The sequence below is a fragment of the Ferrovibrio sp. genome, from assembly GCF_035304305.1.
Classification (GTDB): Bacteria; Pseudomonadota; Alphaproteobacteria; order Ferrovibrionales; family Ferrovibrionaceae; genus Ferrovibrio.
Genome location: NZ_DATGQG010000046.1, coordinates 1 through 20,626 on the forward strand (window position 1 = coordinate 1; position 20,626 = coordinate 20,626).

The following is a 20,626-nucleotide window of genomic DNA, read 5'->3' on the forward strand; positions in this document are numbered from 1 at the left end:
CTTGCGACGGACAGGCGAGGGGACAGCCAAAACGATGATCGACATAAAGAATCTGGTCAAGCAATTCGGCCCGTTCACCGCTGTCAACAATATCAGTTTCAGTGTTGCGAAGGGTGAGGTTCTCGGCTTTCTCGGGCCCAATGGCGCCGGCAAATCCACCACCATGAAATGCTCTGCGGCTTCCTGAGCCCCACTTCGGGAAGCATCTCCGTCATGGGCCATGACGTCGAGGCAGAGCCGCAGGCGGCGAAATCCTGCATCGGCTATCTGCCGGAAGGCGCGCCGACCTATGCCGACATGACCCCGCGGGGCTTCCTCGATTTCATCGCCTCCGTCCGCGGGCTTTCCGGCAAGGACCGGCAGGCGCGGCTCGACCGGGTGATTGAGCAGGTCCATATCCGCGAGGTGCTGGATCAGCCGATCGACACGCTGTCCAAGGGCTTCAAGCGCCGCGTCGGCCTGGCCCAGGCGATCCTGCATGATCCGCCGGTGCTGGTGCTGGACGAGCCGACCGACGGCCTCGATCCGAACCAGAAGCATGAAGTGCGCAGCCTGATCCAGGCCATGGCGCGCGACAAGGCGATCATCATCTCGACGCATATCCTGGAAGAGGTCGAGGCGGTGTGTCACCGTGCCATCATCATCGCCCATGGCCGCATCGTGGCCGAGGGCAGGCCGGAGCCTGGCGGCACCGGCTGGCGCATCGGCGACCTGCTCGCGGCACCCGGCAAGCTGGACGCCGCCTTCCGCCAGCTGACGCAGACCAATCCCACCGCCCGCGCCGCCTGAGGACAACCGTCATGAATGCCATGCTCGCCGTGCTGCGCCGCGAACTCTCCGGCTATTTCGCCACTCCCGTGGCCTATGTGTTCATCGTCGTCTTCCTGTTCACCGCAGGCATCTTCACCTTCTATCTCGGCCAGTTCTTCGAACGCGGCCAGGCCGACCTGAAGGCCTTCTTCCTCTTCCATCCCTGGCTCTACCTCTTCTTCCTGCCCGCGCTCGCCATGCGGCTCTGGGCCGAGGAGCGCAAATCCGGCACGGTGGAGCTTCTGCTCACCCTGCCGATCCCACTCTGGGCCGCGGTGCTGGGCAAGTTCCTCGCCGCCTGGGCGTTCGCCGGCATCGCGCTGGCGCTGACCTTCCCGCTCTGGCTCACCGTCAACTGGCTCGGCTCGCCCGATAACGGCGTGATCGTCGCCGGCTATGTCGGCAGCCTGCTGATGGCCGGCGCCTATCTGGCGATCGGCAGCTGTCTCTCGGCGGTGACCAAGAACCAGGTGATCGCCTTCGTGCTCAGCGTGCTGGTCTGCTTCATCTTCACCGTCGCCGGCGCGCCGATGGTGCTGAACTTCTTCCAGGGCTGGGCGCCGCGGCTGATCGTCGACACCATCGCCTCGTTCAGCTTCCTGTCGCATTTCAACGCCATCACCGAAGGCGTGATCGACCTGCGCGACCTGGTTTTCTTCCTCTCGCTGACGGCGGTCTGGCTCTATGCCACTGCCGTCGTCGTCGATTTCAAGAAGGCTGGCTGAGCCATGAAGACGGGTACCAAGGCTTTTCTCACCGGCACCGGCCTGATCGCGGCTTTCGCGGTCTTCTTTGCCGTCAACATCGTCGTCAACCAGGGCCTGCGCGACGCCCGCATAGACCTCACGGAAGCGAAGCTCTACACGCTTTCGGAGGGGACGCGGAACGTCATCAAGGCGGTGCCCGAGCCGATCACGATGCGCTTCTTCTTCTCCGAGAAGGTCGGCTCTGCCGCGCCGCAGATGATGCAGTACGGCAACCGCGTGCGCGAGCTGCTGGAGCGCTATGCCGCCATGTCGGACGGCAAGATCCGGCTCGAGGTGATCGATCCGGAGCCCTTCACGGAAGCCGAGGACCGCGCCGTCGGCGCCGGGCTGCAGGCCGCGAACCTGCCCGGCGGGCAGTTCTACTTCGGACTGGTCGCCACCAACACGCTGGACCAGCAGCAGGTGATCCCCTTCTTCCAGGCGGATAAGGAGCAGTTCCTCGAATACGACCTGACCAAGCTGGTCTACGCGCTGAGCAATCCGAAGAAGCCGACCATCGGCATTCTCGGCGCGCTGCCGCTGGAATACGGTCCCGGCGGCATCATGGCGGCCATGCGCGGCCAGTCGGACCCCTATCTGATCCTCGAGCAGATCAAGCAGTTCTTCGATGTGAAGATGCTCGATGCCTCCAAGCCCGAGGAGATCAACGACTCACTGAGCGTGCTGATCCTGGCGCATCCCAAGGACCTCAGCCCGCAGGCGCAGTATGCCATCGACCAGTATGTGCTGAAGGGCGGCCGCCTGATCGCCTTCGCCGACCCCTATTCCGAAACGGCTGCGGCGATGCCCAATCCGATGACCGGACAGCCGATGCCGGGCGGCGAGCAGTCCTCCCTGCTCAACGACCTGTTCAGGGCCTGGGGCGTCGAGGTGGCGCCGGACAAGTTCGTCGCCGACCTCGCCATGGCGCAGCGCGTGCAGACCGGCCAAAGCGGCCCGGCGGCGGTGGTCGACTACATTCCCTGGCTGGCGATTCCGAACGCGCGGATGAGCGCCGACGACGTGGTCACTGCCGAACTGACGCAGATCAATGTCGCCTCCATCGGCTCGATCCGCCAGCTGGACGGCGCCACGACCACGCTCACGCCGCTGATCACCTCGTCCGACCAGGCGATGCTGATGGATACCGCCGACCTCAAGGGCAATCCGGATCCGCAGGGGCTGGCCGAGAAATTCAAGCCGACCGGCGAGACCTACACGCTGGCGGCGCGCATCTCCGGTCCCGCGAAGACGGCTTTCCCCGACGGTCCGCCGAAGGCCGAGGCGAAAGAGGGCGAGGCGAAGGACGGCGAAGCCAAGGACAGTGAGGCCAAGCCGGCTGCCGCGCCCGCCGAGCAGGTGAAGGAAAGCACCGGGCCGATCAACGTGCTGCTGTTTGCCGATGCCGACCTGCTGGACGACCGCTTCTGGGTCCGGCAGCAGCAGATGTTCGGCCAGACCATGTATGTGCCGATTGCCGCCAACGCCGACTTCCTGATCAACGCGATCGACAACATGTCGGGCTCCGGCGACCTGATCGGCCTGCGCAGCCGCGGCAAGTCGCTGCGACCGTTCGAGCGGATCGACAGCATGCGCCGGCAGGCGGAGCAGCAGTTCCTGGCCCGCCAGCGCCAGCTGGAGAAGAAGCTGGAAGATACCCAGAAGCAGCTGGCCGATCTGCAGACCAAGGCCCAGGAGCAGTCGAACGCGCTGCTCAGCGCCGAGCAGCAGGCCGCAATGGATGCCTTCCGCAACGACCTGCTGGAGACCCGGCGCGAGCTGCGCGGCGTGCAGCGTGAGCTGAACCGCGACATCGAGAACCTGCAGCTGCTGGTGAAGTTCATCAATATCGGCCTGATGCCGCTGCTGGCCGCGCTCGTGGCCGTGGCGCTGGGCATTGCCTGGCGCCGTCGCCGCGTGCGCCGCGCCGTCGCCGAGTAGACGGCCGGGTCAGTCAGGAGGGTCCCATGCGCAACAAGACCTCGGTTATTCTGCTTGCTGCCGCGATCGTGCTCGGCGGTGTCGGCTGGTGGGTTGCGTCGTCCCGCGACAGCGCGACGGAAGCCGATTTCACCGCGAAGCCGCTGTTCCCCGGACTGACCGCGAAGGTGAACGATGTGGCCGGGCTGGAAATCGCAACCTCGAAGGCGCTGTTCCGCATCGAGCGCGGCGAGAGCGCCGACCAGTGGACGATGCCGAGCCGCGAAGGCTATCCGGTGCGGGCCGATCTGGTGCGCAAGAACATCCTCGGCATTGCCGGTCTCGAGAGCATCGAGCCGCGCACCGACAAGCCGGAGCATTACGACCTGCTGCAGGTCTCCGAGCCCGACCAGTACAAGCCGGCCGACGATGCGGCGAAGTCCGATCCCGGCCCGATCCTGGTGCGCCTGACGGATGCCAGGCCCGAGGCGCTGGCCAGCATCATCGTCGGCAAGGTCAAGTCCTATCCCGTCGGCGGCAAGCCCGGCCAGTATCACGTGCGCAAGCCCAGCGAGGCGCGGGCCTGGCTGGCGCAGGGAATTCTCGAGCTGCCGGCCGACCCGGCCCAGTGGCTGGTCAAGGACCTGATCAAGGTGGACCGCGCCCGCGTCGCCAGGGCGACCGTGACGCATCCCGATGGCGAGGTGTTGACCATCGTCAGGGCCCCGGCCAAGCCCGACAGCAGCGGCGTCGATTTCACGCCGGACCCGATGCCGGCCGGCCTGGTGATCAAGTCGCAGTTCGATGTCAATGCCGTGGCCGGCGCGCTGAACTGGCTGAGCTTCGATGACGTCGCCCGGGCCGATTCGAAGGATTTCTCCAAGGCCGTGACCACCGAGATCGTCACCCTGGACGGCATGAAGGTTACCGTGCGCAGCATTCCGGCCGAAGACGGCAAGAAGGTCTGGGTGACCCTGGCGGCAACCTTCGATCCCGCCCTGGCGCAGCCGGATGCCGAGGTGAAGCCCGAAGAGGCCAAAAAACAGGCCGAAGAGGGTATGGCGCGGGTCGATGGCTGGGCCTATCTGATCAATGAATCCACCGGGCGGGACCTGACCCGGCGGCTCAACGACCTGATCGAGCCGCCGAAGAAGGAGGATGGAGACAAGAAGGAAGGCTGACCTTAACGGAGCGCGGATCGATGACCGACCAGACCATGCATTTCCAGGCCGAAGTCACGCGGCTGCTGCATATCGTCACCCACGCGCTCTACAGCCAGAAGGAAATCTTCCTCCGCGAGCTGATTTCCAACGCCTCCGACGCCTGCGACAAGCTGCGCTTCGCCGCCCAGACCGATGATGCGCTCTGGGAAGGCGATTCCGAACTCAGGGTCACCATTTCCGCCGACAAGGCCGCCCGCACGCTCACCGTCGCCGATAACGGCATCGGTATGAGCCGGGACGAGCTGGTCTCCAATCTCGGCACCATCGCGCGCTCGGGCACCGGTGAATTCGTTTCGAAGCTGAGCGGCGACGCCGCCAAGGACATGGCCCTTATCGGCCAGTTCGGCGTCGGCTTCTATTCCGCCTTCATGGTGTCCTCGAAGGTGGAGGTCATTTCCCGCAAGGCCGGCGAGAGCCAGGCCTGGCGCTGGACCTCCGACGGTTCGGGCGAGTTCACCATCGGCGAGGCGGAGCGCGCCGGCCGGGGAACCACGATCATCCTGCATCTGCGCGAGGGCGAGGACGAGTTCCTCGATCCCGCCCGGCTGCGCAGCATCGTGAAAACCTATTCCGACCATATCCCCCTGCCGGTGGTGCTGAAGGACGGCGACAGGGACGAGACGGTCAATGCTGCCAGCGCCCTCTGGGCCCGGCCGAAATCCGAGATCACCGAACAGCAGTACAAGGATTTCTACCACCACGTCGCCCATGCCTTCGACGAGCCGTGGATGACCCTGCATGCCAGGGCGGAGGGCAAGCTCGATTACGCGCTGCTGCTGTTCATCCCCGGCATGCGGCCGCATGACCTGTTCGATCCGGCGCGCAAGCCGCAGCTCAAGCTGTATGTGCGCCGCGTCTTCATCACCGACCGCTGCGACGATCTGGTGCCGGCCTGGCTGCGCTTCCTGCGCGGCGTGGTCGATTCGGCCGACCTGCCGCTCAATGTCAGCCGCGAGATGCTGCAGAACAATCCGGTGGTCGCACGCATCCGCCAGGCCATCGTGCGCCGCGTCCTTTCGGACCTGGAGAAAAGAGCCGGCAAGGATGCCGGGGCCTATGCAAAATTCTGGGAGAATTTCGGCGCGGTGCTGAAGGAGGGCCTCTACGAGGACCAGGAGCACTGCGAGGCGCTGCTGAAACTGGCGCGCTTCCGCTCCACCACCCGCGACGGCTGGGTGTCGCTCGAGGAGTATGTCGCCGCGATGAAGGAGGGGCAGAGCGCCATCTACGTCATCAACGGCGACCAGGCCGAGCAGCTCAAGCGCAGCCCGCAGCTCGAAGGCTTCCGCGCCAAGGGCGTCGAGGTCCTGCTGCTTACCGACCCGGTGGACGATTTCTGGCTCTCGGTGGTGCACGAATACGCCGGCAAGCCGATCAAGTCGGCGACGCGCGTCGGCACCGATCTCGAGTCCGTGAAGGGTGACGAGCCCGAGAAGAAGGACGAGGAGAAGGCCGAGGGCGCCGCGCTGGGCACACTGATCGCGCTGCTCAAGCAGACGCTGGGCGATGCCGTGAAGGATGTCCGCGAGTCCAAACGCCTGACCGACAGTGCCGTCTGCCTCAGCGCCGATGACAATGACATGGACATGCATCTGGAGCGGCTTCTGCGCATGCACCAGAAGCTGGACCAGGCGCGGCCGCGCATCCTGGAGATCAATCCCGCGCATCCGCTGATCCGCTCGCTGGCCGAACGCGCGACCCAGCCCGGCGCCTCCGACGCGCTGGCCGATGCAGCGCAGCTGCTGCTGGATCAGGCCCGCGTGGTCGAGGGCGAGCCGCCCGCCGATCCCGTCGCCTTCGCCCAGCGCATGGCGCGGATGATGCAGAAGGCACTGTAGCCGGGAAACGTGGATGGCCGGGGCAAACCCGCCATGACATTCCTTCAGTCGGCTCAGGCCTTACCGTCATGCCCGGACCTGTTCCGGGCATCCACGATTTTATTTACTTCCCCACCCGGCTCAGCGGCACTTCCGTGACGCCGTAGCCCGCCTCGGCGGGGATGCGCAGATGCGGCTCGGAGAAGGACGTCTTGTCCAGCACCGGCATAACGTCGACAATCGGCTCGCGTTCGGCATTGGCCAGAGCCTCGTCGACGCTTTTCGCGCGGGCCAGCTTCACCAGCTGCATGCGGGTGGCGAAAACGATGACGCGGCGCTGGGCTTCCCATTCGTCCAGCGCCTGCTGCGCGCCGATCCATTCTGATTCCACCGACTCACTGCCGTCATGCAGGCCGATCTGGCCTTCCGGCGCGCGGGCAAGGAAGAACCAGGTGTCGAACCGCTTGGGCATCGGTTCCGGCGTGATCCAGTGCGCGAACGGCACCATGGTATCAAGGGCGTAATCGAGGCTTTCGGCTTCCGCCATCTCGCGCAGGGTCCGGTCGCCGCAATTGAGCGGCTCGCGCCAGGAGGCGAGTGATTCCGCGCGCTCAGCGGAGAGCAGCCTGCTCTCGCCCTTGGCGCGGGCCAGCAGCAGGCCGGATTCCTCGAAGGCCTCGCGGATGGCGGCGAAGGCGAAGGAAGTCAGTTCCGGCCGGAAGCGGCCTGGCCGGGCATGGCGGCCCTGCAGGACCGGGTCGCTGTCGCCGGGCGCCAGCTTGCCGCCGGGAAACACCATTGCGCCGGAGGCGAAGTCGATGGCGTGATGGCGCTTGACCATGAAGACTTCCGGTCCGGCGACGCCGTCGCGGACCAGCAGGATGGTGCTGGAGGGCAGCAGCGCGCCCGGTTTCTTCTCACTCATCGCGGCATTTCCTCGTAACGCTCGAGGCAATCTCCGCTCTGGGGATCGGGCTGTCAATCTTGCCGCAGCGGCAGCGGCGGGTCAGTGCGGCGGCGTGAAATCCACCGCGCCGAGGATCGTGCCGCCATTGAGCGCCTGCAGCATGACGACGACGCCCTCCTGCTTCCAGTCGATCGGGCCGAGATCGGGAACGGGATAGCTCGCCGCCTGGCCGTTCCAGCGGCCGAAGCGGTTCCAGGCGCGCGCGACGTTGAGATAGGTCACGGTGCGGCCGGTATTCTCGCCGCGCTCGATTGCGACGTCGTGCCGCCGGTCGTAGCGGCACAGCACGAGTTCGGCTTCCGGCTGGTCGGCGGCTGCTGGCACACGCACCTGCCACTGGCCGTTGCTGTGCTGGGCCTGCAGCGAGATCCGCTCCTGTTTGCGTGCCTTGGAAAGGGCAGCCTGAACGGCGCCGGCATCGGAACCCACTGCCTGATACCGGCCGTCGATCACGATCTGCGGCGTGTAGATCTGGCGCCACCCCATCTGGCGCGCATAGTCATGCTGCCGTTTGCTGTGACCCTTCTTGCCGAAGGTGTCCTTCCAGCCGAGATAGTCCCAGTAGTCGACATGCAGCGACAGCGGCAGCACGCCGGGCTGCTTCTGCCATTCCGTCATCAGCGCATCCGCCGGCGGGCAGGAGTTGCAGCCCTGGCTGGTGAACAGTTCGAGGATGACGGGCGAGGATTGAGCGCGGGCTGCGTCGCCTCCGCCCGGGACGATGCTGCCCGGGGCGGCCGCGAGGATCACGGCGGCCAGCCAGGACGTGAGGCGCGGCGGTTTCATGGGGTCCAAGCTAGGAGCGGGGTCACGGGCAGGCCAGTCACGTTGCGGTGAGAGCCGCCAGCACATCGTCCAGCAGCCCGTCGGGCAGCGGCATCAGCCGCGGCGCGTAAGTCCACAATAACGCAGTCCGCACGGCGTGGCGCGGGAATATCTGTCGCAGCAGGCCGCGATACAGAGCCATCTGTTCCAGGTAGGCCGGATCGACATCCTCGACGCGATCCGGCGGCGGGCGGTTCGTCTTGTAGTCGACGACGAGCACGCTGCCGTTTCTGACGATCAGGCGATCCACCTGCCCGGAAACCAGCCGGTTGCCGATGCGGCCGGCGATCGGCGCTTCCACCTCCGCGCCGGGTCCGAACAGTTCGGCGAATTCGGGATGCTCCAGCAAGCGCAGCACTTCGGCCGCGATTTCGGCCTGTGCTGCGACGGCGAGCCGGTGCGCGGGATGTGCCAGAAAACGGCGCGTCGCCTCTTCGCGCTGGCTGACATCGAGTTCGGGCAGGGTCTGCAGCAGGCGATGGATCAGCCGTCCGCGTGCCAGTCCGGCGACGCGGTCTGCCGCAACCGGACTGAGCGGCGGCGGCGCTTCCCGGCTCGGGCGCGAGGGCGTAAGCGGCTTCGGTGGCGAGGGCTCTTCGGGCGCAGGCTGCCTCGCCCAGGCCGGCAGCTGCGCCGGTTCCGTTGGAGCGTCGGCCGCTTTCGCGCTGCCGCGCTGCTCGGGATGGGTCTCGAAGCGGCGGCCGCTTGTCTCTCCGGCGGAATCCCAGGGCAATGCGCAATCGGTCACGGGCGCCAGTCGGTTCATGCCGGCTTCGACCAGCGCATACCAGCTCTGGGCCGGCGGTCCTTTCTCGGCCGTCCTGCCGTTGAGATAGCCGCAGACATAGAGGCGGTCGCGGGCGCGCGTGAGCGCCACGTAGAGCAGCCGCCGGTATTCCGCCATCTGCTCGGCGCGGCGGGCGGTGCGGATCGAGGCCGTGAGCGGCGTATCGCAGTCCTTGCGCATGGGCCAGTAAAGCTGCGGCACCGGCTGCGCCGGGCCGGCGGCCGGACGGCGCGAGGGTTCGGCTGCCTCAGTCCACAGCAGGCCTTCGCCGTCGCGCTCCTGCGGCAGGTCGCAGGTATCCGGCAGTATGACGATCGGCGCTTCGAGCCCCTTGGCGCCATGCACGGTGAGCACGCGCACCTCGTCGCGGCTCTGCTCGAGGTCGCGCTTCACCTCGCCGGCATGGCGCGGGAACCAGTCGAGGAAGCCCTGCAGGCTGGGCGCGGCTTCGCGTTCGTAGTTCAGCGTCGCGGCGACGAATTCGTCGATCGGCTCGTTGGCCTGGGCGCCGAGCCGGGCGACCAGCCGGCGTCGCCCGCCGCCCGCGCCGAGCAGTTCCGCATAGAAGGCGAAGGGCGTGACGAGATCGGCGCGCGCCATCAGGTGGCGCAGTTCATCGGCTGCGGCCTGCCAATGCGGCTGTTCGCCGGCGCGCCGCAGCAGTTCATGCCAGAGCCGCTTTTCCTCGCGCTGCCAGCAGAGGGCGAAAAGATCATCCTCGCTGAATCCGAACAGCGGGCCCTTCAGCACGGTGGCGAGATTGAGGTCGTCTTCCGGCAGCAGGCAGAAGCTGCCGATGGCGAGCAGGTCGAGCACGGCGATCTGCTCGGCCAGCTGCATGCGGTCGGCGCCGGCGACCGGCACATCGGCCTTCTTCAGTGCCTGCACCATGGCCTCGAAGAACACGTTGCGGCGGCGGACCAGGATCATCACGTCGCCGGGGCGGATGCGGCGGCCCTGGCTCGGCAATTCCTCGCGGTCGATCCAGTTTTTGATCTGCTGCGCGATGCATTCGGCCAGGCGTTTGCGCGGATCCTTCTGGCCGACATAGTCCAGCGGCACGTCCCAGGCCTCGCTCTGCGCCAGCGGATCGGGCCTGAACGGCGCCCAGAGTTCGATGCGGCCGGCCTCCTCGCGGCGGCTGGCGCGATGCTGCAGCGGTTTGCCGTCCTCGCCGACGCCGTCGCGCTCGGCCTCGCCGGCGAACACGGCATCCACCAGCTGCAGCACGGCCGGCGCCGAGCGGAAGGACATTTCCAGCGGCACGGCATGCAGGCGCTGCCCGGCCGCCTCGGCGCGGCGGGCGAAGTCGCGCCGCATGTCGAGGAAGGCCTTCGGGCGCGCGCCCTGGAAGGAGTAGATCGACTGCTTGACGTCGCCGACGGCGAAGATGGTGCGCAGGACGTCGCGCGCGCCCAGCCCCGAGAAGAAGTCCTCCGCCAGCGCGGCGATCACCGACCACTGGTCCGGGCTGGTATCCTGCGCCTCGTCGACCAGAATGTGGTCGATGCCCTGGTCGAGCTTGAACATCACCCAGGGCACGTTGGTGGGCTCGACCAGCAGGTCGCGGCTGCGCAGGATCAGGTCGTCGTAATCCAGCAGCCCGCGCGCCGCCTTCAGTGCGGCGTAGCAGTCCAGCAGGCGTTCGGCGAGCCGCAGCAGCATGCCGGTGGACTCCGCGATGGTCAGCGCGTTCAGCACCAGCCGCAGGGCCACCAGCCGTTCCTGCTCGGCCTTCAGGATGGCGTCGCAGCCTTCGGCGATCTGCTCCGCCGCCTTGCTGGCAAGGCGCTCGACGACCTTGCCCGGATCGCTCCTGGTGAAGAAGGCGGGCAGCCATTCGGCTTCGAAACGCTCGGGCAGGCAGCCGCTGGCCAGATAGGCATCCAGCGTCGCGCCGAGTTTGCCGTCGGTCTTGCCGCCCTTCAGCAGGGCAGCCGTGGCGCGGCGAAGGTCGGCCAGCGCCATGCCGCCGATATGGCGGCGGATCTCGCCGTCGCGGGTCGCGTCGGGGGCGAGGCCGAGCTGCGCATGCAGTCGGCCGATGGCGCCTTCCGCGCCGCCGGACTCGGCCAGCAGCACGGCAAGGTCGCGCCGGCGGCCGAGCAGGTTCGACAGCAGGCTGCGGAACCGTCCGTCATCCATGCGCTCGGCGAAGAAGCGCACCACTGGCGCGAAATCCGCATCGTCGATGCTGGCGGTCAGCACCTTCTCCTGCGCCAGCGCGAACAGCTCGGCGGTGGCGGCATCGTCGGCCACCCGGAAGCCCGGCGGCACCCCGGCCTCGACCGGAAAACGCTGCAGCAGGGATTCGCAGAAGGCATGCACGGTCTGCAGCCGTAATCCCCCGGGCGATTCCAGCGTGCGGGCGAACAGTCGCCGCGCTGCCGCCATGTCGTCGGCGGTGATCCGGCGGCCCAGCAGCTCCTGCAGTTCGGTTTTCAGTTTCTCGTCATTGGCCGTCGTCCAGGCACCGAGCCGGTCGGTCAGGCGGATCGCCATTTCGGCGGCCGCCGCCTTGGTGAAGGTGAGGCAGAGAATGCCGCTCGGCCGCGTGCCGGCCAGCAGCAGGCGGGTGACGCGATCCACCAGCACGCGCGTCTTGCCCGATCCGGCATTGGCCGCAACCCAGGCCGACAGTGAGGGGTCGGCCGCGACCCGCTGGCCGGTCTGATGCGCTCTCAGTTCGGCATCGGCGGCAGACATCACTCCTCCCCGGTGCCTTCGGCGCGTTCGGCGACGCGCGCGAGATGATCGTAATGGCCGGGATAGCGCACGAATTGGGGCCGCGGCCGCGAGAGATACGGCGTCGCCGGATCGTCGTATCTCGCTACCCAGCCCTTCAGCCGCGCCAGCGCCTGCTGCGCCAGTTCGGCGGCGGGCGGGATCTGCTCGCGCGCATTGGGTTTCGATTCGATCCGCTCGGCCGCGCCGGCGGAGGCGCCGCCGCTCAGGCGGATATAGACCAGTTCGGCGATGGCGCCGGGCGTCAGCTCGGGAAAGCCGCCCGCCGCGGCAATGGCGGCCTCCAGCGGCAGCTGCGGCGAGAGGCCGGCATTGACCTGTTTCGCCGTCGGCGGATTGCCGGTCTTGTAGTCCAGCACGGCGAGCGAGCCGTCGCCGTCATGTTTGTCGATGCGGTCCGCCTTGGCGGTGAGCGTGAAGGTTCCCGCGGGTGCGGCAATCTCGAGCTGGCCGGACCTTTCCAGCAGGGCGGGGCGGAAGCCGGCGGCGCGCCGTTCGCGTTCGTAGGAGATGAACCACGCCATGGCGCGTTCGAAGCGCGGCCACCACAGCGTCGCGATCTGCGGCTGCTGCATCCAGAGCCCGAAATGCTGCCGTCCTAGTTCCAGCAGTTCCGCCATCGCCGCTTCATCATCCGGCAGCGTTTCGCAATGACGCTTCAGGAAGGTCTCCAGCACCGCATGGATGATGTTGCCGCGCGTGCGGGCATCGGGCGGCGCTGCGGGCGGATCGAGCGGACGCAGGCCCAGCACCCGGCGGGCATAAAGCGCATAGGGATCGCGGATCCAGGTCTCGATGTCGGTGACCGGCAGTGTGCGTGGCCGGGCCTTCACCGGCGGCGCGGGTCGCGGCGGTTCGCTGCGCAGGGTGGTGTCGGGCACGTCCAGCGCGGTGGCCCAGGCGCAGTAATCCGGCGCGGCGCAGGCCTGCCAGCGCGGATCGTCCTTGCAGAAGGCGTCCAGCCGCAGCAGCCAGCGGGCCGGCACCGTCGGCGTGCCGTCCACCTTCTCGGCGCGGGTGAGAATGACGTCGTCGCCGCAGGCCGCCTGCACGAAATCATGCGCGGTCTGGCCCAACCTGCGTTCCGGCGCGGAGAGGCCGAGGTTCTTGCGCATGGGGCGGCTGAGCCACGGATCCTCGATGGCCTGCGGCGGCCAGACGCCCTCGTTCAGGCCGCCGAGGATGACGCGGTCGGCATGCTGCAGCCGCGCTTCCAGCAGACCCCAGATGAACAGGCGCGGATGGCGGCCGTATCTGGGCCGCACCACGCGACCTTCCAGCAGCGCGTCCAGCAGTCGCGGCCAGCCGGCGATCGTGACCGGGCCGAATTCCTCGGCATCCAGCAGTTCCAGCACAAGATCATGCAGCGCTTCGCCGGCTTCCTGCTTCCACAGATCGGAAGCGCCGTCGGGCTGCGCGGCCAGAGCCTCTGCAGCCGCGACATGGGCACGCAGCAGATCGGCCAGATGCCCCTCACGCGCGGTCCGCACCGGCTGCAGCGCCTCGCGCAGCCTGGCGAAAGTGCCGCGCAGTGCGTCATGCGTGTCCAGTTCGCGCGCCAGATCCTCGAAACCGGCCACCGGCCGCTCGTTGCGGCGGAGGATGCGCCGTTCCACCTTGCGCACCCAGCGCAGCAGCTCGCGTCGCGGCAGGCCGAGATGGCAGAAGGGATGCTTCAGCAGCGCCAGCAGCGGCAGCGGTGCGAAACCCTCCGCCGCGGCTTCGGCCAGTAGACGCAGGAAAACCGCCGGCGGCGTCTGCGCCAGCGGCCTTCCCGCGGAATCGTCGATGTCGATGCCGAAGCGCGACAGTTCCGCCGTCACCCGCCGGGCAAGGTTGCGGTCGGGCGTGATCAGGGCCGCCGTGCGTCCCGGCTGCTCCAGCGTCTCGCGCATCATCAGCGCGATGGCCAGCGCCTCATCCTGCAGGCCGGGCAGACTGACGCGACGCAGACCGGCAAACGCCTCGTCGGCAATGCTGCCGGCGAGATCGCGCCAGCGATGGGTTTCGCCGGGCGGCATCAGGGCTGCCGAAAGCAGCGCGGCGCGCGGCGTCGGGCCGCTGTTCTTCTCTTCCGGCGCCCACAGCCGCACATCGCCGCGCAGGCAGCCCATCGTATCGAGCAGATGCCGCAGCGCGTATTGCGGATGCGTCGGCTCGTCGCGCACGGCATCCCAGGCCGCGTCGTCAAGCGACAGGTCAAGGCCGGGCAGAATCACGCTGCCCTTCGGCAGGAAGGCGATCAGTCTGAGCAGCCGTGCCGTTGCCGGGATGGTGCCGGTGGAGCCGGCGGCGATCACCGGATCGTCCGGCGGATTCGCCTGCCAGTGCTCGATCCAGGCCTGCATGCTGCGCTGGCGATGCTCGGCGGCATCGAGCCGGCCGCGCTCGGCTTTGAGCGCCGGCCAGTGCTCGCGGATCACCTTCAGGAAATCCAGCACCGCCTCCCAGTGCCGTGCCAGTTCGGCATCGGTCACCAGATCGGGCAGACGCTCGAGGCCGACTTCCTCGGTGGCCGCGGCATCGAGCAGATCGCCGAGCAGGCGTGCCAGCCGCACCGCCATGGCCGGATCGTCGCCGGCCAGTGGCGAGGCCCGCAGCAGCTTCGCCAGCAGCAGGCTGCGGTCGAGCGGTGCAAAGGGCAGGGCGGCGGCATCATCATCATCATCCGAGCGGTAGAAGACGAGTTCGTCCTCGTCGACATCGCCGAGCGGCCGGATTTTCGGCAGCAGCATGGCGCGGCCATCGCCGGCGCGCAGGAAGGCATCGGCCAGCGCGCGGCAGGCGCGCCGGGTCGGCAGCAGCACGGTGACGCGTGCCAGCGCCTCGGGATCGGTGCCGTGCTGGCGCAGGATGCCTGCCGCCAGCAGGTCGAGGAACGGCCGGCCGGGCGGAATGGTGAAGAGGCCGGGTTCAGCCGCGCTTGCCATGCAGCAGGGTTTCCGCGGCGGCGAGCCCGTCATGGGTGCCGACATCCATCCAGTCGCCGTCATGGACAAGGCCATGCAGCCGTCCGGCGGCGATGGCGCGATCATAGAGAAGGTTGAGCGAGAAGGCGCCGCCGGGGCAGGATTCGAACAGGCGCGGATGCAGGATCTGCACGCCGGTATAGACGTAGTCGGCCGCAGGCGCTTCGCCGCGCCGGACCAGCCTGCCTTCAGGGTCGAGATTGAAGTCGCCTGCGCCGCCATAGCCGGTGGCGCGTTCGCGCGGCTGCAGCAGCAGGATGCCGTCCATCCGCGCCGGGTCGAAGGCATCGGCCAGGCGATGCAGGCTGTTGCCCCGGGCATCGCGCCAGATCAGGTCGGCATTGACGGAAACGAAGGGCGCATCGCCGAGCAGGGCAAGCGCCTTGGCGATGCCTCCGCCGGTCTCCAGCAGCAGATCGCTTTCGTCGGAAATGACGATCTCAATGTCGCTGCGCTGCTTCAGGTGATCGCGGATCTGGTCGCCCAGCCAGTGAATGTTGACGATCGCGCGACGGATACCCGCTGCGGCCAGCCGGTCGAGGCAGCGGTCGAGCAGCGTGCGGCCGCCCACCGTGATCAGCGGCTTGGGCAGCGTGTCGGTGATCGGCCGCAGCCGGGTGCCGAGGCCGGCGGCCAGCACCATGGCATTCCGCGGCAGGGCGATGCTCATGACGGCCGCCTCATGCCGCGCTCAGGCCCGGCAGCGGACGCCGGCGCAGTTCGGCCGGCACGATGCGGTCGATCCAGGCGCGCAGCCGGTGCAGATCGGGATGCTGCAGGTCGCGTTCCACCAGGCCCCACATGCGCGGCATGAAAGTCTGGTAGTGCGGCTTGCCGTCGCGCTTCCACAGCCGGGTGAAGACGCCGACGATGCGCAGGTTGCGCTGGGCGCCGAGGATCGCATAGGCGCGGCGGAAGTCCTGCTCGTCCAGGCCGCTGCCGGCGAGGTAGCGGCGGATCATCGCGTCCGCCAGGGCCGGCGAAACATCGCGGCGCGCGTCTTCCAGCAGCGAGACGAGGTCATAGGCGCGATGGCCGGCGACGGCATCCTGGAAATCCAGCAGGCCGACGCGGGCCGGGCCCTGGCGCTGCGGCAGCCAGATCAGGTTCTCGGCGTGGAAGTCGCGCATCACCAGCACGCGGGGCGGCTGCGCCACCGCCGGGGCCAGTTCATGCCAGAAGGCGTTGAACTCGTCGCGCAGGGATGGCTCGGTCTCGCGACCGCGCAGGGCGGGCAGGTACCAGTCGGTGAACAGCTGCACCTCGTCGATCAGCCGCGCCTCGTCGTAGAGGCCGAGCTCCGCGGGCGCGGGATGCCGGTGCAGGTCGAGCAGGAAGTCGATGGCCGCGCCATACAGCTCATGCTCGTCCGCGCCGCGGGCGAGCAGCCGGGCATAGAGATCGTCGCCGAGATCCTCGAGCAGCAGGAAGCCGTGCTCGGTATCCTCGGCCAGGATGCGCGGCGCCGAATAGCCGTGGCGCAGCAATTCGCGGGCGACGCGCAGGAAGGGGCGGACATCCTCCTGCGGCGGCGGCGCGTCCATCAGCACCGCCGGCTCGCCATTGCGGTTCAGGCGTTCGTATTTGCGGAAGGAGGCATCGCCGGCGAGCTTGGCCCGGCTGGCCTGGCCCCAGCCGGCCTTGGTGAGGAACGCGCTCGACAGGGCGGAACGATCAGGCATGACTGGGAACCGTGAGAGAGGACAGGCGCTGCGCCCAGGTTTCGTCGCCGATCAGTTCGGCGCGGCGGGCGGTCGGATTTCCGGGATCGGCGGCGAGGCGGAGCGTGAGGGCATGCGCCGGCAGCGTGTCGCCGAGGCGGTCAGGCCACTCGATCAGGCTGATGCCCTCGGCGAAGGCTTCGTCCATGCCGAGTTCGTCCAGCTCGCGCGGATCGGCGACGCGGTAGAGATCGAAATGCCACAGGGTTCCCGCCGGCATGTCGTAGGTCAGCACCAGATTGAAGCTTGGGCTCGGCACTTCCACCATGCCGCCGGCCATGGCGCGGATGAGCGCGCGGGCGAAGCTCGTCTTGCCGGCGCCCAGCGGACCGTCCAGCAGCAGGATGTCGCCGCGCCGGAGCCAGGGGGCAAGCGCGGCGGCAAGAGCGGCGGTGGCCGCTTCATCGGGCAGCGACAGCGAGCGAATCACCGGCATTGCGGCACTCTACTGAGGGGGTAGGGCGGCCGCAACGCCGCGCGGCAGGCGGATTTCGACGGCCTGCGAACCGTCTTCGCCGTTATCGGTCCGCAGGGTTGCGCCATGCAGGTCGAACAGGCCGCGGGCGACGATCAGGGACAGGTCGGCGTTGGCGCGGCGGCGTTCGGCGGGATCGGCGAGATCGGCGAAAAGCTGCCGCGGCCGCACCGGGCTCAGGCCCCCGCTGTGGGATTCGATGCGCAGGGTGAGGCTTTCGTCCCCGCTGCCGTCGACGGTGAGGCAGACCCTGCCGCCTTCGGCGGTGCCGTCCAGTGCCGCCGCCATCACGCTGTCGAGCGCCTGGCGCAGGCGCTGGGCGTCGCCGACGATGGCATCGTCCGGTGTCTGCTGGGGCAGGTCGAGAATGATGGCGCGGCGGTCCGCCTGTTCGCGCCACTGCGCCGCCTCCTCGCGCCACAGTGCGTCGATCGCGATCGGCTCGGGTTCCAGCGCCATCTGGCCGACCTCGATGGTGGCGATGGCGATGACGTCGTCGAGCAGGCGCAGAAGATGCCGCGAGGCCACCATGATGTCGCGGCAGTATTCCTCCTGCCGCGCATTCATCGGGCCGAGGATGCCCTGGGCCAGCACTTCGGTCATGCTGATCAGCGTGCCGAGCGGCGAACGCAGGTCATGTGTGATGTTGCTGATGAAGGCGGCGTTCATGCGGTCGGTGCGTTCGAGCGCCTCGTTGCGCTCGCGCAGCGCGCGCTCGATGCGGATGCTGTCGCTGACATCGAGCCAGGTGTACAGCACGGCACCGTCGGGGAGCGGCACCGAGGCGTAATCCAGCACCATGCCGTCGCCGCGCTCCAAGCGGCCGCGGGTCGGCTTGCGCGCCACGAAGCTGTCGATGATGCGCTCGCGCAGCTGCACCCAGTCGGGGCCGCGCTGCATCAGCGGGCGCACGGCATCCAGCACCTCGGTGATGTGGGGCTGTCGGTTGAGCAGGTCGGGGTCGAGCTGCCAGAGCTGGCCGAAGGCACGGTTGTACAGCGACAGCCGGCCGTCGGAGCCGTAGACCACCACCGCTTCGTAGAGATTGTCGAGCGTTGCGCGCTGTACTGCGATCATCGTGTTGGTGGCGCGCTCCAGGGTGAGCTGGCGCGTGACGTCGTCATAGGCAAACAGCAGGCCGCCGGTGGGATAGGCGCTGATCAGCAGGCGCAGGGTCGAGCCGTCGGGCAGGTGCAGCAGCTCCTCCTGCCGGTCGATCACGGTGGTGAACAGCGCCAGCTCGCTGCGCTTGTAGGCCTGCCAGTCGATCTGCTCGGGCAGGCGCCGGTCGACGCGCAGCTGTTCCAGCACCTCGCCGTAGCTCGGTCGCGTCTCCAGCCAGGCCTCGTCCAGACCCCAGAGCCGGGCATAGGCGCGGTTCCACAGCAGCAGCTTCTTGTCGGGTCCGTAGATCGCGGTGGCGGTGGAGATGGTGCGTAGCACCTCCATATGGGCGTCCATATGGCGACGCAGCTGGCCGCGCGCATCGGCTTCCGCCGTGATGTCCTGGCCGAAGCCGAGCGTGCCGGCCAGCGCCGGCAGTTCGAAGATGCGGTAGTTGCGCCGGTCGCCCTCGGCGACGAAGCGGCGCTCCTGCACCTGGAGCGCGCGGTTGCGCAGGGCGGTGAGGGCGAATTCGCGCGGCTGGTCGAGATCGTGGGCCGACGCCAGTTCCAGGCCGCGCCGGACCACATCCTCCGGCGTCGTTTCGGCAAGCTGGGCGTAGCGCGCATTGACCCAGGCCAGGCGGCCCTCGCCATCGCGGCGCCAGATCGGGAAGGGCGCGATGTCGAGCAGCAGGCGGGCATCGGCCTCGGCCTGGCGCAGGGCGGCGATCTCGATGCTGCTGGCAGCCTGGTCGCGGGCGGCGGCCGAGAGCCGGTCCTGCAGTTCCGCCATCTCGGTGCGTGCTGCGTCGCGTTCGGCGCCGGCGAGCTCATACAGCGCCTCGGCCGTCCTCAGCCGGGCGGCGAGATGCACGGCGCGCCGCCACTGCCAGACGGCAAGGCCGACCGCCAGTGCGGCTCCCAAAGCTGTCAACAGAACGGTTTCACTCACCCGCGCGGCTCCGCATACCCCGGGGCACTATCGGCAGCCGCAGGCGGGATGACAAGGCGTTAAAACGATAATGGCCGGCCGGAAGATCCGGCCGGCCATGACGGAGCGGCGTGATGCCGACTCAGTAGCGGTAATGGTCCGGCTTGAACGGGCCCTGCTCGGAAATGCCGAGATACTTGGCCTGCTGCGCGCTCAGCCTGGTCAGCTTGGCGCCGACCTTCGCCAGATGCAGGCTGGCGACCTTTTCGTCGAGATGCTTGGGCAGCGTGTAGACCTGCTTCTGGTACTTGCCCGGATTGGTCCACAGCTCGATCTGCGCCAGCACCTGGTTGGTGAAGGAGGCGCTCATCACGAAGCTGGGATGGCCGGTGGCGTTGCCCAGATTCACGAGCCGGCCTTCCGACAGCACGATGATGCGCTTGCCGTCGGGGAATTCGACCTCGTCGACCTGAGGCTTCACGTTGTGCCACTTGTAGTTCTTCAGCGCGCCGATCTGGATCTCGCTGTCGAAATGGCCGATGTTGCAGACGATGGCGCGATGCTTCATCTGGCGCATGTGGTCCAGCGTGATGACATCGATGTTGCCGGTGGCGGTGACGAAGATGTCGCCCTTCGGCGCGGCCTCTTCCATGGTCACCACCTCGTAGCCCTCCATCGCGGCCTGCAGGGCGCAAATCGGGTCGATTTCGGTGACCATGACGCGGCAGCCCGCATTGCGCAGGCTGGCGGCCGAACCCTTGCCGACATCACCGAAGCCGGCAACGACGGCGACCTTGCCGGCCATCATCACGTCGGTGCCGCGGCGGATGCCGTCGACCAGGCTTTCGCGGCAGCCGTAGAGGTTGTCGAATTTCGACTTCGTCACGCTGTCATTGACGTTGATCGCCGGGAAGAGCAGGCGGCCTTCCTTGGCCATCACGTAGAGGCGGTGCACGCCGGTGGTGGTCTCCTCGGTGACGCCCTTGATGGCGGCGCCCATGCGGGAATACCAGCCGGGCGAGGACTTCAGTTTCTTGGCGATCGCGGCGAAGAGGACGGTCTCTTCCTCGTTGGTCGGCTTGGAGATGACCGAGGGATCCTTCTCCGCCTGGATGCCGAGATGGATCAGCAGGGTGGCGTCGCCGCCATCGTCGAGGATCATGTTCGGCGTGCCGCCGTCGCCCCATTCGAAGATGCGGTGGGTGTATTCCCAGTATTCCTCCAGGGTCTCGCCCTTCACTGCGAAGACGGGGGTGCCGCCCTTGGCGATGGCGGCGGCGGCGTGATCCTGGGTCGAATAGATGTTGCACGAGGCCCAGCGCACATCGGCGCCCAGCGCCTTCAGGGTCTCGATCAGCACGCCGGTCTGGATCGTCATGTGCAGCGAGCCGGCGATGCGGGCGCCCTTGAGCGGCTGGGATTTGCCGAATTCCTCGCGCACGGCCATCAGGCCGGGCATCTCGGTCTCGGCCATGTCGAGTTCCTTGCGGCCCCAGTCGGCCAGGCCGATATCCTTAACAACGTAGTCCGCGCTCATATCCGCTCGCTCCAGGCAGGGAAGGTGAAACCGGGCGCGGTATAGCA

13 protein-coding genes and 1 pseudogene are annotated in these 20,626 nt (G+C 67.9%); 5 read left to right on the forward strand and 9 right to left on the reverse strand.

What is annotated here, in order from left to right; all coding sequences use genetic code 11:
• Positions 1 to 34: 34 nt before the first annotated feature.
• From VKZ87_RS05660 to htpG, 5 genes and pseudogenes are all read left to right on the forward strand, one after another.
• Positions 35 to 789, forward strand: a pseudogene (locus VKZ87_RS05660) (ABC transporter ATP-binding protein).
• 11 nt (positions 790 to 800) lie between these two features.
• Positions 801 to 1,535: an ABC transporter permease gene (locus tag VKZ87_RS05665; protein ID WP_324220281.1), complete on the forward strand. Its 735-nt coding sequence runs from the start codon at positions 801 to 803 to the stop codon at positions 1,533 to 1,535.
• A gap of 3 nt (positions 1,536 to 1,538) precedes the next feature.
• A complete protein-coding gene (locus VKZ87_RS05670; protein WP_324220282.1) occupies positions 1,539 to 3,497 on the forward strand; it encodes a Gldg family protein in 1,959 nt (652 codons plus the stop codon).
• Between the two features lie 26 nt (positions 3,498 to 3,523).
• Complete coding sequence (locus tag VKZ87_RS05675) at positions 3,524 to 4,657, forward strand: DUF4340 domain-containing protein (protein WP_324220283.1); 1,134 nt, start codon at positions 3,524 to 3,526, stop codon at positions 4,655 to 4,657.
• A 20-nt stretch (positions 4,658 to 4,677) separates the two neighbouring features.
• Positions 4,678 to 6,537, forward strand: coding sequence for a molecular chaperone HtpG (gene htpG / locus VKZ87_RS05680; RefSeq protein ID WP_324220284.1), 1,860 nt, complete (start codon positions 4,678 to 4,680; stop codon positions 6,535 to 6,537).
• A 103-nt stretch (positions 6,538 to 6,640) separates the two neighbouring features.
• Here the strand turns inward: htpG and VKZ87_RS05685 are convergent, their stop codons facing one another.
• The 9 genes from VKZ87_RS05685 to ahcY all read right to left on the reverse strand — a co-directional run bounded on the left by VKZ87_RS05685 (position 6,641) and on the right by ahcY (position 20,579).
• On the reverse strand, positions 6,641 to 7,441 hold the full coding sequence (locus VKZ87_RS05685; protein WP_324220285.1) for a hypothetical protein: 801 nt from the start codon (positions 7,439 to 7,441) through the stop codon (positions 6,641 to 6,643).
• Between the two features lie 81 nt (positions 7,442 to 7,522).
• Positions 7,523 to 8,269, reverse strand: a complete 747-nt coding sequence (locus VKZ87_RS05690) for a DUF1223 domain-containing protein (protein ID WP_324220286.1) — start codon at positions 8,267 to 8,269, stop codon at positions 7,523 to 7,525.
• Between the two features lie 37 nt (positions 8,270 to 8,306).
• Positions 8,307 to 11,801, reverse strand: coding sequence for a double-strand break repair helicase AddA (addA, locus tag VKZ87_RS05695; protein ID WP_324220287.1), 3,495 nt, complete (start codon positions 11,799 to 11,801; stop codon positions 8,307 to 8,309).
• Complete coding sequence (gene addB, locus VKZ87_RS05700; protein WP_324220288.1) at positions 11,801 to 14,770, reverse strand: double-strand break repair protein AddB; 2,970 nt, start codon at positions 14,768 to 14,770, stop codon at positions 11,801 to 11,803. Before addB ends, addA begins: the two co-directional genes overlap by 1 nt.
• Entirely contained in the window at positions 14,754 to 15,479 is a 726-nt protein-coding gene (locus VKZ87_RS05705) for a nucleotidyltransferase family protein (protein WP_324220289.1), read from the reverse strand. The genes addB and VKZ87_RS05705 overlap by 17 nt, the downstream gene beginning before the upstream one ends.
• A gap of 10 nt (positions 15,480 to 15,489) precedes the next feature.
• On the reverse strand, positions 15,490 to 16,491 hold the full coding sequence (locus VKZ87_RS05710; RefSeq protein ID WP_324220290.1) for an aminoglycoside phosphotransferase family protein: 1,002 nt from the start codon (positions 16,489 to 16,491) through the stop codon (positions 15,490 to 15,492).
• Positions 16,484 to 16,966: a tRNA (adenosine(37)-N6)-threonylcarbamoyltransferase complex ATPase subunit type 1 TsaE gene (tsaE, locus tag VKZ87_RS05715; RefSeq protein WP_324220291.1), complete on the reverse strand. Its 483-nt coding sequence runs from the start codon at positions 16,964 to 16,966 to the stop codon at positions 16,484 to 16,486. The genes VKZ87_RS05710 and tsaE overlap by 8 nt, the downstream gene beginning before the upstream one ends.
• Positions 16,967 to 16,975: 9 nt before the next feature.
• Positions 16,976 to 19,063 (reverse strand): PAS-domain containing protein, encoded by a 2,088-nt coding sequence (locus VKZ87_RS05720; protein WP_324220292.1) that lies wholly within the window; start codon positions 19,061 to 19,063, stop codon positions 16,976 to 16,978.
• A 121-nt stretch (positions 19,064 to 19,184) separates the two neighbouring features.
• A complete protein-coding gene (ahcY, locus tag VKZ87_RS05725; protein ID WP_324220293.1) occupies positions 19,185 to 20,579 on the reverse strand; it encodes an adenosylhomocysteinase in 1,395 nt (464 codons plus the stop codon).
• Between the last annotated feature and the right edge of the window lie 47 nt (positions 20,580 to 20,626).